Source organism: Mesorhizobium sp. P160219 (assembly GCF_057786095.1).
This window is the reverse complement of sequence record NZ_JBYNWG010000001.1, coordinates 3,439,150-3,453,323: the sequence shown is the minus strand read 5'-3', so window position 1 is coordinate 3,453,323 and position 14,174 is coordinate 3,439,150. Positions and strand designations below refer to the sequence as shown.

Sequence of the window (14,174 nt, the reverse complement as noted above, 5' to 3'; positions counted from 1 at the left end):
CTCGCCGCCGGCCAGTCCTTATTTCTGCGCCTGGTCGATGATCGACTGCATGGTCTCTTGTGCATTGGCGATGGCGCCATCGACGTCGTCGCCGAAGACAACCTCGTTGATCATCTGCGTCCACGGACCGTTGGCCGAGTTGATCAGGTCGTTGAACACCACGGAATAGGGCGTGCGGCCCTTGGCCATGGCTTCGGCGGCGATCTGGTAGCGCGGATCGAGATCTTTCAGCGCCTCCTTGGCGATGTCGCCGCGCACCGGCAGGCTGCCGTATTTGGCCAGGATGGTCTGGCCTTCGAGCGAATAGGCGAAGTCGAGAAACTCCTTCACCACGGCGAGCTTCTTGGTGCCCTTGGTGACGACGAAATTGTCGCCGCCGGCAAACGAAGACCAGCCGCTGTCCTTGCCCGGCAGGAAGGTGACGCCATAGTCGATATCCGGATATTGCGTGTTGAGCGCGCCGATGGCGAAGGCGCCGGACGGCGAAATGCCGATATTGCCGGTGGCGAAGGCGGCAAAGAAATTGGCGCCGGTGTCGGTCTGCGCGCCGGCCGGCACCAGGTCCTTCTTGACCATCGAGCGGTAGAGGTCGATGGCGCCGCGCAGCTGCGGGCTGTCGAGCGTCGCCTTCGAGCCGTCCTCGGAGAGGATGTCGCCGCCCGAGGCCCAGATCAGCGGCGTGAAGGTGAAGATGTTGCAGCCGCCGCAATTGCCGGAGAAGTAGAAGCCCTTGATGTCGCCGCCAAGCGCGTTGACCTTTTCGGCATCGGCCTCGATCTCGGCCCAGTTGGCCGGCCCCTTGTCGGGATCGAGCCCCGCCTGCTTGAACAGTTTCTTATTCCAGATCAGCACCGAGGCGTCGGCCGAGAACGGCAGCCCGTAAATGTGGTCCTTGTAGGTGCCGGTCTTGACATGCGCCGGCGACAGGCTGGCGAAATAGGGCAGCGATTTCGCCCAGTCGGTGATGTCTTCGAGCTGGCCGGCGGCAGCAAAGGACGGCGTGTAGATCAGGTCGAGCGACAGCGCGTCGGGCGCCGTGCCGCCGGCGGCGGCGGCGCCATATTTCGGGATGATCTCGGCATTGGGAATGATGTCCAGCTTGACCTGGTTCTCATGGCCCTTGTTGAAGGCATCGACGATGCGCGGCATGAAGTTCGAGCCGTCGGCGCGAACCCAGATGTTGGCGGTGTCGGCGGCCATTGCAGGCAAGGCAATGATGCTCGCGGCGAGCGCAAACCCGGTAATCACAGTCTTCATGGTTTTCCTCCTCATGGTTTTGTTCTCCTCCCTGTTGCGGCGCAGATCGCGCCGCGCGTTCTCCTAGCCGTCCGGCGGACGGCCGCAAGACTGACGCACCACCAGCCGGCACGGCAGTTTTCGAATGCCCGGCGCGGCCGGTTGGCCGCCGACGAGCGAAAGCAGTGTGAGGCCGGCCTCGCGGCCGAGCGCTGCCAGGTTCATGTCGACCGAGGTCAGCGGCGGGCGGGTCGCCTCGGCCACGATCTCCCAATTGTCGAAGCCGACGACGCCGACATCGCCAGGCACGTCTAAGCCTCGCTCGCGCAGCGCATCGATGACGCCGCGCGCGATCTGGTCGTTGCCGCAGAACACGGCGTCGGGTCTCGCTCCCTTCTTGTTGAAGAGCGTTGGGCCGTCGAACAGCTTTCCGACGGCTTCATGCCCCCAGGCTTCCGACCACGAGCCGAGCAAGGGCTCGGTGACCGGCAGGCCGTGGGCGGCCAGCACATCGCGAAAAGCCTGTGCCCGCTCATTCACCACGGCAAAACTGGCGGGACCGCTGACATGGGCGATGCGCCGACGCCCGAGCCGGCAAAAATGCTCGACCGCCAGCCGCGCTCCGCCGGCATCGTCGGAGACGAAGGCGATGGCGCCGGGATCGGGCTGACTGAAGGCGTAGATGACGGGCACGCCGAGATTGGCGAGGTCGACCGGCAGATGGCGGTCGATGCGCTTGCCGCTGGCGATGATGCCGTCGATGCGCTTGTCCAGCATCGCCTCGACATGCAGCTGCGCCAGCCGCGGGTCGTCCTCGACATTGCACATGAACACCGAGACACCGGCGTCGACCAGCGCATCCGAAATGCCCGACATGACCGGCAGCGAAAAGCGGCCATAGGTATCATTGGTCAACAGCCCGACGGTGAAGGAGCGCCGCCGCAGCAGGCTCTGCGCCAGGCTGTTGGGGCGAAAGCCGAGCCGCTGTGCCGTCTCGCGAATGCGCTGCCGCGTCTCGGCAGTCATTCGCCCCTGCCCGTTCAGCGCCTTCGATGCCGTGGCCACACTGACGCCAGCCATCGCCGCCACTTCACGCAGCGTGACGGGTTGTTTGGCGGGTGGTGGCGTGTCGGAGGCCATTGTTGGAATGTCGGTCCTCGGTTGGGAAAAGGTTTTCTCTTACAGGGCTGCGGCGTGTCGAGATGGGCGAACGACGAGTATTGCGAGGTTTGGGAAAACGTTTTCTCAAGAGAGATTAGGATGAGAATTTGGGGATGGCAAGTGGGGATGGTGGAGAATGGTGAGGTGTGGGCGGGTCTACGAAGCGGCCACCCATTAACGACTGCCTAGCGCCACACGGGGACCATCGAGTCATGGCGGGCCGAGCCTGCACGAACTCAGCATGTGCCTGTTCCGGCGTATTGATTGGCTTTCGGAAACTTTGCCGCCGGTTTCGTTCCTCGATGGAATCACTGCCACCGTCTCAGCGGAGAACCCACCGAAGGAGCAAGAAGCCGCACGAATAACTAGTTACTTAATGATTTTTCTATTTCTTAGGCGTATTCCAAGGTAGATGTATTTGCCTCTAGGAGAAGACCCATCCAAATTACTGTGGATAAACAAATAAAGCATTTCTGAGGAGGGGACAGACCCTGCCAACGCGGATACAAGGCAAGCAGCCAACATGACCAAACCGATTCACCCATTTCCCGCTCGCATGGCGCCAGAGATCGCACTGGACGCCTTGTCGGGCTTGCCCGTGGGGAGCGTCGTTCTCGATCCAATGATCGGTTCGGGGACCGTCTGCCGGCAGGCTTCGGATCTCGGCCACACGGCTCTCGGTTTCGACGTGGATCCCTTGGCGGTATTGATGACCCGTATTTGGACCACGCCAGTAGATGACAGTCTCGTATCGGAGATGTCTACCAAGCTCTTTGCGAGGGCAAAGGAGCTCGATCCGGATGAAATCGTGCTGGACTGGATGGACAGCGACCCGGAAACACTCGCCTTTAGCAAATACTGGTTCGGTGATCGCCAGCGCGTCGAACTTCGAAAGTTTTGCTACCTACTTGAAGATTGGAAACGCTCCGCAACAGCAGAGGATCAAAAACACTCCATCGACTTGATGCGCCTCGCCTTAAGCCGCATCATCATCACCAAGGACTCTGGCGCGTCTCTTGCCCGGGACGTTTCGCATAGCCGACCACACAAAGTTACCGACGAAACCAACTACAATGTCTCCGAAGGGCTAGCGAAATCTATTGGACTAATACGCGCTCGTCTTTCGGCAGCACCGCCGTCGGGGAACGTTTACGTCGGACTCGGCGATGCCAGGCGCATGGATAAATTGAAAGATGGCAGTGTCGACGCGGTGTTGACATCTCCACCCTATCTCAATGCGATCGACTATCTGCGCGGCCATCGATTGTCGCTCATATGGCTGGGCCACAAGCTCGGCGATCTGCGAACAATTAGATCTAACGGTATAGGTACAGAGCGCAGCCCAGATACCAAGGACGAGGCCGAGGCCTTTACCGTCGTCCGGCGCTCCATCGGTGACATTGAACGTCTCCCTCCTCGCTTCCAGAATATGATCGACCGCTACGTTCAGGATATCCGGAGTCTGCTCGCGGAGATTTCTCGGGTACTAAAGTTTGGAGGACAGGCAACCTTCATCGTAGGAAATTCGTGTTTACGCGGATGCTATGTTGGCAATTCGAATGCTGTTGCAGCATCCGCAGCACAGGCAGGCCTTTCTTTGATTGCACAGTCCGAACGCGAATTACCAAACGCGAGCAGATATCTACCGCTTACAAGCGATAAGTTGGCGAAACGGATGAGAACTGAGGTCATCCAAACATTTACCCGAAACGCGTAGCCTTGTTTTGTTTCTGCATGTAATTGTAACTGAATTAGTCCTTACATTCATTTATGGCAGGCAGGAGATGGTATGGACGATGAGCAATTCGACCTTGAGGCTATCAAGAGCGCTGCTTCACTGAAGAACCGCTACGAAAAGCAACTCGATGCAATGATAAGCAAAGGGCTGCAGTCGGAATTTGTGAAGGAAGCGGTCGAAGGCTCTTTGAAGAATTTGGCGGGCGGTGGCAAAACTGCCTTTGTCATTTACGGCGATCCTCAGAGTGGGAAGACCGAGATGATGATCTGCCTGACTGCAAAGCTCCTGGATGATGGAAACAAGGTTATTGTCCACCTGATGAACGACAGTGTGGATCTTCTGGCCCAAAACCTGGACCGCTTTAGCACATCCGGCTTGTCGCCAGCTCCCATAAATTCAGTAGAGGCGATTAAGAAGGGCATCTTCGACCAAGAAACCATCATCTTCTGCAAGAAAAATGGACGCAATTTGGCGGCTTTGCTAGAAGCAATCGATGACGCTCGGAAAAAGGGGCAGAGTGTGGACTCGGTTGTCGTCATTGACGATGAAGCCGATTTCGCGTCGCCCAACTCGAGAATTAATTCTGGAACGAAAACGCCAATCAATGATTACATTGATACATTGATCGGCAAGAGTGGCATTTACATTGGGGTTACTGCCACACCTGCCCGCCTCAATCTCAACCATACCTTCGACAACAAGCCTGAGCATTGGGTGCGCTTCCCCGCCCACACCTACTATACAGGTCAAGATACGTTCTTTCCGCAGAACCTGGAAGCTCCAGTTGATTTTCGTAGGATATGGCTCGCAAACGGTGGGAGCGAGACAGAAGCGCGCAGCGCGATCATCCGCTTCTGTGTAACCGTGGCACATCTCAACCAAGGCGATGCATCAGATAATTATTCAATGCTTTTCCATACCAGTGGCAAGAAGGCCCAGCACGAAGTCGACACCGCTACAATCGAAAAGCTTATTCAGGATTTACGTGGCCATGCGGGGCCCGTATTCGAGGCACTAGCAAAGGAAGCGTTCGATGCTGCAAAGCAACTTTATCCGGCTGATTCCGCCAATGCACTAGCAGCCTATGTCATCGGAAACATCTCAAAATCCAGACTCTTCGTGCTGAATAGCACCCGAGACAGGAATGCGCTAACCGGCAGCGCAACCAAACCGAGTTCGCCATTTACCTTTTACGTTGGCGGCAACATCGTCTCGCGAGGCGTCACGTTTGATAATCTACTATCAATGTTCTTTACTCGTAACGTGGCCAATAAACTGCAGCAGGATACTTATATCCAGCGCGCTCGAATGTTTGGTGCCCGCAACAAGTATCTGAAACATTTCGAACTTTCGATACCACAGGCTCTCTATAACGACTGGCAGCGCTGTTTCGTTTTCCATCGCTTGTCGTTGAGATCGATCGAAAACAAGCTGCAAGCTCCAGCATGGGTTGGAGACAAGCGGATCGCCGTCGCCGCACCCTCAAGCATAGATCAGACTACAGTTCAAGTTGATAAGGGCGAAATGTCATTTGCAATGTTTGCATGGGACCCGCAATTGGATGACATAGCGGCAGCAGCGCCCCATTCAATCACTTCGTTGACTGCTATGCAGCAAATCGTGGGGGAGGAAGGGTTGCCCTCGTATCTGATCGAATTTCTCCAGCAGTATGACGATCAGGGGAAGTTGGCTATCCACACCTCATATCAGCTTCAGCGTTATCAGGGCGAGGTAATGGACAAAATTGAACGTCGGCAAGGCTTTCTAGGCAACAACCAGCTCGAACCAGTGAAATTTCCAGACGGAATTCATCACGTGAGAATTATCCGCAACTCTTCCGCAAAGGCGCGTGTGTTCTTCAAAATCAAGGACTCCACCTTTACCAAGCAAGCTGTATAGGGTCATGTCAATCAACTCGGCAATTTCGTAGTCATCGCCCACAAACATGAAGACCGAGATTTATTTTATTCGTGCTATCGGAAAACGCGGCGAGCAACTGCTCGAGGCCGTGGACCGAAACGGGTATTTTGCGGAAGCTGTCGATGATGATCTACATCGCCGCGGCGGTCCGTCACTTCCATGCCTCATGAGTTTCAAAAATGGACGCATTACTCACTTCGGTTCCCTATTTGTTGGGAATAAAGCGGCTGAGGGATCCAAGCGCGTTAATGTACGGGACCTTCGGCGACTAGACACGGAAATCCGAACTGCCCATTTAGTGGAATTGATTTCACCTCGCTTCCAACGAAGGGTCCAGGAGCGCCTCCGCAGTAGTGGTCTCATCGCGGACGAAGCCGCAACCATTCTCACTGAAGCAATTCGGTCGTTGAACCCCAGTCTCGCTAGGCAGATCGAAAGGTTTGCGCAGGATTGGGGCCGCATCAATGCACTATCGCGGCGGGAAAAGCATGCCTTGGCCGTTGAAAAGGAGATGGTTGCGGCGGCTCTATCGTTTGCCGGCATCGATCGGGACGAACTTCGGGACTGGTCGCTGCCGCATAGACCCGGTAGTTCCTTCCTCGATGGTCTACCTCAGGTCAGACTGCGTGAAGATGCAATGGTCATGAACGACATGACCAATGTTCCGGGTTTCGAGTATGTGAGAACCGTAGCTAGGTCGGCAGCCGTTTTTGAGAACGGCAACACGCGCCTGACCGTCGTTTTGGCAAACCACTTGGCAATTGAAGAGCAATTGGGCGGTGATCTAATTTATTACAACGAGACGTTAGGCGCCTTTACCATCATTCAGTACAAAGCAATGGAAATGGGCGAGAATAACACGGCAATCTTCCGGCTGCCGGATAGAAAGCTTTCGGAGGAAATCGGTCGAATGAAGGTTCACCTAGGCGCCCTGCAATCCTGCAGGCCCAACGATCTTCCCGAGGGCTTTCGGCTCTTAGAGAACCCTTTCTTCATAAAGCTTTGTCCCAGAATTGATTTCGAGGCTGGCGAAACTGGGTTGATAAAAGGGATGTACCTGCCTTTGGATTTCTGGAATCTGCTCGAAGCCGACTCGCGCAAGGTTGGATCACGTGGTGGTAGGTTGATAACGTTCGAGAACGTTGGTCGATATTTTGACAACACGAGCTTCATCTCCTTGGTTGCAAATGGTTGGATCGGCACCTCCATCTATCAATCAGCGCTACTTCGTCCGATCGTGAGGGACCTCGTCGAAACTGGGCGTCCATTTACCGTCGCCGTAGCCGCCGATACTACAGGGGTGCAGCCTTGGTCATCGCCTAGGGCAGGACTGATCGATCCTGCACAATGACTGACAAATAAGGTCGGTATCCGCCATTGGGGCAACGCCAGAGGGATCACACGAATCGAGCGCCCGAATTTTCGACGTCGCCGGTTGGGTGAACTGGCTGTTGACGATGATCGGCCGCAGGCGCCGAACATGTTATTGACCGCATCTTAGGAAAACCTCGTCGGCCGAACGCCATATCACGCCCGACGTACGCTGCGTTGCCGCCGCAACTTCAGCCAGGGCGCCAGATGAAAGGCGCTTACCAGCAGGCACACCGGCACCGTGCCGCTGAGCGGCGAGGACCCGCCCATGCAAAGCATGGCTGCCTAGCCTCTGAAAATATACGTCAGCACCTCCATGAGCGCGAAAATCGGCTCTGCTGCAAGCGATAGAAAATCGGGCTGCGCCCTGGCCTGCCTCGCCGGCGCCGTCTGCATGAGGCTCGCTCTCTCTCTCCCTTGAGCTACGGAGGGCCGCCGCCCCCCGCAAGGGTCACAAGAGCCGGGCAATATCCCCGCCCAGACACACTCCAGAAACAAAATTCAACAGTTCGGAAAAACCGGCGAAAAGATCGGGTGGCATAAGCTTCCCAGTCGGGATTCCGGGTTCTTCCTTTTTTGGACCTCCACCAACAAAATCGCAGCGGCGGCGCAGTGCCTGCTGCAGCGGCGGCATGAACAGCCGGGCGATGCCCAGGTAGAACCTGCCATTTGCCAATGTCAGCTTCAATCCAAACAGTCCCTGCGGTCAGATGCGATGGCGGAGCGCGTCGATGATCACCGCCATCGCAGGGGAGAGCTGTCGCCTGCTCGGATAGTAGAGGTGATAGCCGGCAAATGGCGGGCTCCAGTCGTCAAGCACGAGCCTGAGGCGTCCCTCGGCGATGTGGTGGCTGACGAGGTTTTCCGGGACATAGGCGATCCCGAAACCGCTTGTCGCAGCCTCGATCATGGGAATGGACGAATTGAAGGTGAGTTGGCCTTCCACCCGCACACGAAGGTCGCGGCCGTCCCTGGCGAATTCCCACACATACAGTCCGCCGAACGTCGCCTGCCGCATATTGATGCAGTCGTGATCGACCAGGTCCTGGGGCGCGGCCGGAACCGGATGGCGGGAAAAGTAGTCCGGCGAAGCCACGGCCACGAGCCTCCAATCCGGCCCGATGCGCACTGCGATCATATCCCTGTCGATGCTCTCGCCGAGCCGCACGCCTGCGTCGAAGCGCTCCTCCACAATGTTCTTCATGCCGTTGTCGCTGTAGAGCTCGACGCGCACGTCGGGATTGTCGTTGAGCAAGGGCTGGAGCTTCGGCCAGACGGTCGTCTGGAGCGCATGGTCGGACAGGGTGATGCGGACCGTTCCGGAGGGCTTGTCGCGAAACGCCACCAGGCTTGCGAGGTCGGATTCGATTTCCTCGAAGCGGGGAACGAGAGATTGGAAAAGTCGCTCGCCGGCCTCGGTCGGAGAGACGCTCCGCGTCGTACGCGTCAGCAGGCGGACGCCAAGGCGAGCTTCAAGCTCCTTGATTGTCGAACTCAGGGTCGACTGTGAGGTTCCGAGCTTTGCCGCCGCCCTGGTGAAACTGCGCTCCCTGGCGACCGCCACGAACCAGAGCAGATCCTTCATGCCATCGCGCTGCATAGGGCACCTCCCGCCGGACATTCATATCATGAGCAGATAAGTCCATGCGGATTGCTTAGTCTACTTAAATGGGTTCCCCTGCAATATCTTCTGGCAGCGACGGGGATTTGCGGCCGATCCATCCGGCCGCCTTGCCAGGATGCCAATCATGGAAACGACGTACGACACAAGGCTTGTTGAAAACCGCGCCGCATGGGGCGCGGTGTTGTCGATGGCGCTGTGTGTTTTCGTGCTCATCGCGTCGGAATTCATGCCGGTCAGCCTGCTGTCGCCGCTAGCGGCCGATCTCGGCATCACCGAGGGCCGGGCGGGACAGGCGATCTCGATTTCGGGCGCTTTCGCCGTCGTGACCAGCCTGCTGGTCGCCGGCCTCACGCGCCACATCGACCGCCGACTGGTCGTGACCGGCTTCACCTTCCTCCTCATCGTGTCCGGTCTGGCTGTCACCTTCGCGCCGAACTACGCGTTGCTCATGGTCGGCCGGGCGCTGCTCGGCATCGCGATCGGCGGGTTCTGGTCGATGTCGACCGCGATCGTCATGCGCCTCGTGCCGCAAGACATGGTTCCGAAGGGTCTCGCCATGCTGAACGCCGGCAATGCCATTGCGGCCACCATCGCCGCGCCGCTGGGCAGTTTTCTTGGCGCCTATGTCGGCTGGCGCGGCGCTTTCTTCCTCGTCGTGCCGTTTGGTCTCCTGGCGCTGGCCTGGCAATGGACAAGCCTGCCGCCGCTGCCGCCGCGCCGCAGGAATCGTGCCGGCAACCCGCTGGCGCTGCTCGGCCGTCTTCGCATCGCCACCGGCATGGCGTCGATCATGATGCTGTTCATGGGTCAGTTCGCGCTCTTCACCTATCTGCGGCCCTTCCTCGAGAACGTCACCCGGCTCGATATCGCCGCCCTCTCGGCGGTCCTGCTGGCGATGGGGCTGGCCGGGGTGCTCGGCACATGGTGCGTCGGCCGGCTTTTGCGCACGCGTCTGTTCAGCATCCTCACCGTCATCCCGCTGGTCATGGCTGCGCTGGCCGCCGCGCTCATCGCCTTCGGTGCACTCCCGGGTCCCACAGCGCTGCTGCTCGTTGCCTGGGGCTTCTTCGGCATGGCCGCGCCGGTTGGTTGGGGCACGTGGCTCAGCCGAACCTTGCCGAACGACGCGGAGGCCGGCGGCGGGTTGCAGGTAGCCGTGATCCAGCTCGCCATCACCGGCGGCGCGGCGATCGGCGGCACGCTGTTCGATACGGTCGGCTGGTGGGCACCGTTCACTCTGGGCGCGCTGCTGCTCTGCGGATCGGCGCTCGCCGCCCTTGCCGCAGCGCATATGGCCCGGAGGTCTTTGCCATGACGATCGAACATGCGCCGCTCAGCCGCCGGACATTGCTCGGCGTCGCGCTCGCGGCGGCGGCACTGCCTCGCACAGCCGCCAGCCAGGAAGGCCAATCTCCCGTCAGCCAGGAGCCCACCGACATGAAGATCAGGATGGTTTTCAACGGCCGCACCATGACCGCCACGCTCTACGACAATCCCTCGGCGCGCGACTTCTTCTCCATGCTGCCGCTCGACCTCGAGATCGAGGATTACGCCCATAACGAGAAGATCGCCTATCTGCCGCGCAAGCTGACCGAGGAGGGAAGCGGTCCGTTCGCCGACGAGCAGCCCTACGACCTGTGCTATTTCATGCCCTGGGGCAACCTGGCCATGTTCTACGCCGACTACCGCCATCCCGGGCTGATCAGGCTTGGCCGCTTCGACGAGGGCGAGCAGGCCCTGCACATTCGCGGCAAATTCCCGCTTCGCATCGAGCGCATTTGAGGACGCAAAGGAGATCACCATGGACATTCTTCGCGCCGGCACCAGGCCTTCCGGCAAGGGACCGCCTGACTGGTTCACCGGAACGGTGCGGATCGATCCGCTCTTCAATCCCTTCGACGCCGAGCGGGTTCAAGGCGCACAGGTGACCTTCGAGCCCGGCGCCCGCACCGCCTGGCACACGCATCCGCTCGGCCAGACGCTGATCGTCGTCTCCGGCCTCGGCCGAGTTCAGCGCGAGGGTGGCCCGGTCGAGGAAATCCGTCCGGGCGACGTCGTCTGGTTCGCGCCCGGCGAAAAGCACTGGCACGGCGCGTCACCTCGGACCGCCATGACCCACATTGCCCTCCAGGAGGTCAAGGACGGCAAGGTCGTGGACTGGCTGGAACATGTCAGCGACGCCGACTACGGCGCCTGATCTCTCCCCTCGAAAGGAACCAACATGCTTGCAACCGTTCTTCACAAACCGGGCGACATCCGCTGCGAGGAAATCGCCGATCCGAAAATCATGCGGCCGACGGACGCCATCATCAAGCTGTCGGCAAGCTGCATCTGCGGCTCGGACCTGTGGCCCTATCGCGGGCTGCAGCCGGTCGCGGGGCCGATGCATATGGGCCACGAATATTGCGGCATCGTCGTCGAGGTCGGCGCAGAGGTGCGCACGGTCCGCCCCGGCCAGTTCGTCGTCGGGTCATTCTGCCTCTCGGACAATACCTGCCCGCATTGCCGCTTCGGCTTCCAGTCGTCTTGCGTGCAGCGCGAGTTCATGTCGGGCGCGCAGGCGCCTTACGCTCGCGTACCCTTGGCCGATGGCACACTGGTCGCCACCGCCGAGGTGCCGCCGGCCGACCTCATCCCTGACCTGCTGGCGGTGTCCGATGTGCTCGGCACCGGCTGGTATGCGGCCGACGCAGCCGAGGTCCGCGAAGGATCGACGGTGGTGGTGGTCGGCGACGGTGCGGTCGGCCTGATGGGCGTGCTTGCGGCCAAGGAGATGGGCGCCGAGCGCATCATCGCCATGAGCCGGCACGCCAGCCGCCAAAAGCTCGCCCGCGAGTTCGGCGCCACCGACATCGTCGCTGAGCGCGGCGAGGAAGGCGTGGCCCTCATCAAGGAACTCACCAAGGGCGTCGGCGCGGACTCCGTGCTGGAATGCGTCGGCACGGGAGAATCCTTCGACCAGGCGCTGGCCTGCTCCCGCCCCGGCGGCACCATCGGCTATGTCGGCGTGCCGCACGGCGTGAACTTCGACGGCCAAAAACTATTCTTCGGCCAGAAACGCATGCTGGGCGGCCCGGCGCCGGTGCGCCGCTTCCTGCCCGACCTGATGGACCGTGTGCTGCAAGGTCGGATCATGCCCGGCAAGGTCTTCGACCTCAAGCTGCCGTTGGCCGAGGTCGCTGAAGGCTATCGCGCCATGGACGAGCGTCGCGCCATCAAGGTCATGCTTTCGGTGTGAGCAAGATCGGGCGGACGGCCTGTGCGCACCCACAACTCAGAAAAGGAACAACGACATATGACTATGAGATTAAAGATTGCCGCCCTTGCGCTTGCCCTTTCGGTCGCCACGCCGGCTTTCTCGCAAGAGCCTCCGATCATCGGCGCATGGCGCATGATTTCGCTCGAGGCCGGCGCCGAGGGAAACCTGAAGCCCGTGCCCTATTCCGGCCAGGTCATCTTCACCGAGGCCGGCACCCTCTCGGTGCAGGCGCAGAACCCCGACCCCAAGGCGCCGGACACGCCTTACACGGCGAATGGCTACGAAGCCTATTACGGGCCGGTCGCCATCAACGACCAGGACAAGACTTTCGTCATCACGATCGAGTCCTCCCTGGTCCGCAACCTTGTCGGCAAGAGCATGAAACGCAAATTCGAGGTCTCGGACAACAAACTGGTCCTCACGCCTGACAACCCGGCCGAAGGCTGGCGCGTGACCTACGAACGCTACTGATCCGAACAGTTGGGCTGCCGATGGCCAAAATGGCGCGGATTCCAGACCGAGATGGCGTCATGGCGGAGCTGGTACCGATCATGGCGGCCGTCTTCGCCGGCTTCCTGCTGATCGGCCTGGCGCTACCCGTCCTGCCGCTGCATCTTCACCTGCAGCTCGGCGTCGGCCCCTTCGCAGTCGGGCTGGTGACGGGCAGCCAGTTCGTCGCCTCGATGCTGTCGCGCATCGGGGCTGGAAACTATGCCGATGGACGCGGCGGCAAGCGCGCCGTCGTCCTCGGCCTCATTGCCGCTGCCCTTGCCGGGCTATTTTACCTCGGCTCGCTGGCATTGCTCGACCGGCCGGTAGCGTCCGCATCGGCCCTGTTCGCCGGACGGGCGGTACTGGGCGCGTCCGAGAGCTTCATCATCACCGGCGGCGTCGCCTGGGGCCTCTCCGTTGCGGGCGGACAGAACTCAGGAAAAGTCATAGCCTGGGTGGGCACGGCGATGTTTGCGGCGCTCGCGCTGGGAGCGCCGGCCGGATCTGCGCTTTATGCAGCGAGCGGTTTCACCGCGATCGCGCTCGCGACGATCCTCCTGCCGCTGGCGACGCTGCTTGCCATCCTGCCGATGCGCGGCACCGGCGCCGCCGCGGGCAGCGTGCCGCAGTCATGGAGGAGCGTGGCGAAAGCGGTCTGGCTTCCTGGCGTCGGAGCTGCTTTCAGCAGCCTCGGCTATGGTGCTATTCTGGGCTTCGGCGCCCTGCTCTTCGCCGAGCGGGGCTGGCAGCCGGTATGGCTTCCCTTCACGGCCTATGCCGCGTCGCTGATCGTGGCAAGGCTGTGCTTCGGCCACCTGCCCGACAGGCTTGGGGGCGCACGCGTCGCTGTGATCTTCGTCGCGGTCGAGGCGGCAGGGCTGATGCTGATCTGGCTTGCGACCGGGCCTGTTGTCGCCGCGATCGGAGCGGGCCTGACTGGCCTCGGCTACTCGCTGGTCTATCCCGGCCTCGGCGCCGAGGCCGTAGGCCGTCTTCCGTCGCGCAGCCGCGGCCTGGCCATGGGACTCTACACCGTCTTCCTCGACGTGGCGCTCGGCTTCGGCAGTCCGGCGCTCGGCCTGGTCGCTGCGTCGACCGGGCTGCAATTCGTCTTCTTCGCCGTCGCGGCGGCGACGCTTCCGGCGTTGGGCATCGCTCTGCTGCTGGGTCGCCGTAGCGCTCCATTATAGACAGCTCGCCGGCGCCGTCCGCATGAGGTTCGCTCATAGTCTCTTTCCGGGCCGCCACTGAGGCTGAACCCCTGCCCCGCAAGGGTCAACGAGGCCCGGCAAATCCCCGCCCAGACACACTCCAGAAACAAAATTCAACCGTTCGGAGAAACTGGCGAAAAGATCGGGTGGCATAAGCTTCCC

General features: G+C 60.3%; 13 protein-coding genes. 9 read left to right on the top strand and 4 right to left on the bottom strand.

Features of this window, described 5'->3' with window-relative positions; all coding sequences use genetic code 11:
* Positions 1–18: 18 nt before the first annotated feature.
* Positions 19–1,257 (bottom strand): ABC transporter substrate-binding protein, encoded by a 1,239-nt coding sequence (locus AC3EMP_RS16750; protein WP_023689585.1) that lies wholly within the window; start codon positions 1,255–1,257, stop codon positions 19–21.
* 63 nt (positions 1,258–1,320) lie between these two features.
* Positions 1,321–2,376 carry a LacI family DNA-binding transcriptional regulator gene (locus AC3EMP_RS16745; protein ID WP_352460538.1) on the bottom strand — a complete coding sequence of 352 codons (1,056 nt, stop codon included), beginning with the start codon at positions 2,374–2,376 and terminating at the stop codon, positions 1,321–1,323.
* A gap of 544 nt (positions 2,377–2,920) precedes the next feature.
* Between AC3EMP_RS16745 and AC3EMP_RS16740 the strand changes: the two genes are divergently transcribed.
* The 3 genes from AC3EMP_RS16740 (at position 2,921) to AC3EMP_RS16730 (ending at position 7,406) form a co-directional block, all read left to right on the top strand.
* The gene (locus AC3EMP_RS16740; protein WP_352460537.1) at positions 2,921–4,114 is read left to right on the top strand and encodes a hypothetical protein; all 1,194 of its coding nucleotides are present in this window, start codon (positions 2,921–2,923) and stop codon (positions 4,112–4,114) included.
* Positions 4,115–4,186: 72 nt separating this feature from the next.
* On the top strand, positions 4,187–6,034 hold the full coding sequence (locus AC3EMP_RS16735) for a Z1 domain-containing protein (RefSeq protein ID WP_352460536.1): 1,848 nt from the start codon (positions 4,187–4,189) through the stop codon (positions 6,032–6,034).
* Positions 6,035–6,080: 46 nt separating this feature from the next.
* Positions 6,081–7,406, top strand: coding sequence for a hypothetical protein (locus tag AC3EMP_RS16730; RefSeq protein WP_352460535.1), 1,326 nt, complete (start codon positions 6,081–6,083; stop codon positions 7,404–7,406).
* A 471-nt stretch (positions 7,407–7,877) separates the two neighbouring features.
* Here AC3EMP_RS16730 and AC3EMP_RS16725 read toward each other — a convergent pair whose 3' ends face one another.
* On the bottom strand, positions 7,878–8,114 hold the full coding sequence (locus AC3EMP_RS16725; protein ID WP_352710154.1) for a hypothetical protein: 237 nt from the start codon (positions 8,112–8,114) through the stop codon (positions 7,878–7,880).
* Between the two features lie 18 nt (positions 8,115–8,132).
* Positions 8,133–9,026 (bottom strand): LysR family transcriptional regulator, encoded by an 894-nt coding sequence (locus AC3EMP_RS16720; RefSeq protein ID WP_352710152.1) that lies wholly within the window; start codon positions 9,024–9,026, stop codon positions 8,133–8,135.
* Between the two features lie 148 nt (positions 9,027–9,174).
* Here AC3EMP_RS16720 and AC3EMP_RS16715 point away from each other — a divergent pair, with 148 nt between their 5' ends.
* Genes AC3EMP_RS16715 through AC3EMP_RS16690 form a run of 6 tightly spaced genes read left to right on the top strand, consistent with a single transcriptional unit; the run spans position 9,175 to position 13,991 of the window.
* Positions 9,175–10,365, top strand: a complete 1,191-nt coding sequence (locus AC3EMP_RS16715; protein WP_352710149.1) for an MFS transporter — start codon at positions 9,175–9,177, stop codon at positions 10,363–10,365.
* Positions 10,362–10,832, top strand: coding sequence for a cyclophilin-like fold protein (locus AC3EMP_RS16710; protein WP_023697678.1), 471 nt, complete (start codon positions 10,362–10,364; stop codon positions 10,830–10,832). Before AC3EMP_RS16715 ends, AC3EMP_RS16710 begins: the two co-directional genes overlap by 4 nt.
* 19 nt (positions 10,833–10,851) lie before the next feature.
* Positions 10,852–11,247 carry a (R)-mandelonitrile lyase gene (locus AC3EMP_RS16705; RefSeq protein ID WP_023697679.1) on the top strand — a complete coding sequence of 132 codons (396 nt, stop codon included), beginning with the start codon at positions 10,852–10,854 and terminating at the stop codon, positions 11,245–11,247.
* A 24-nt stretch (positions 11,248–11,271) separates the two neighbouring features.
* A complete protein-coding gene (locus AC3EMP_RS16700) occupies positions 11,272–12,288 on the top strand; it encodes a zinc-dependent alcohol dehydrogenase family protein (protein ID WP_023682961.1) in 1,017 nt (338 codons plus the stop codon).
* Positions 12,289–12,345: 57 nt separating this feature from the next.
* Complete coding sequence (locus AC3EMP_RS16695) at positions 12,346–12,780, top strand: lipocalin-like domain-containing protein (protein WP_352710146.1); 435 nt, start codon at positions 12,346–12,348, stop codon at positions 12,778–12,780.
* A gap of 20 nt (positions 12,781–12,800) precedes the next feature.
* Positions 12,801–13,991, top strand: a complete 1,191-nt coding sequence (locus AC3EMP_RS16690; RefSeq protein WP_352710143.1) for an arabinose transporter — start codon at positions 12,801–12,803, stop codon at positions 13,989–13,991.
* The last annotated feature ends 183 nt before the right edge of the window (positions 13,992–14,174 follow it).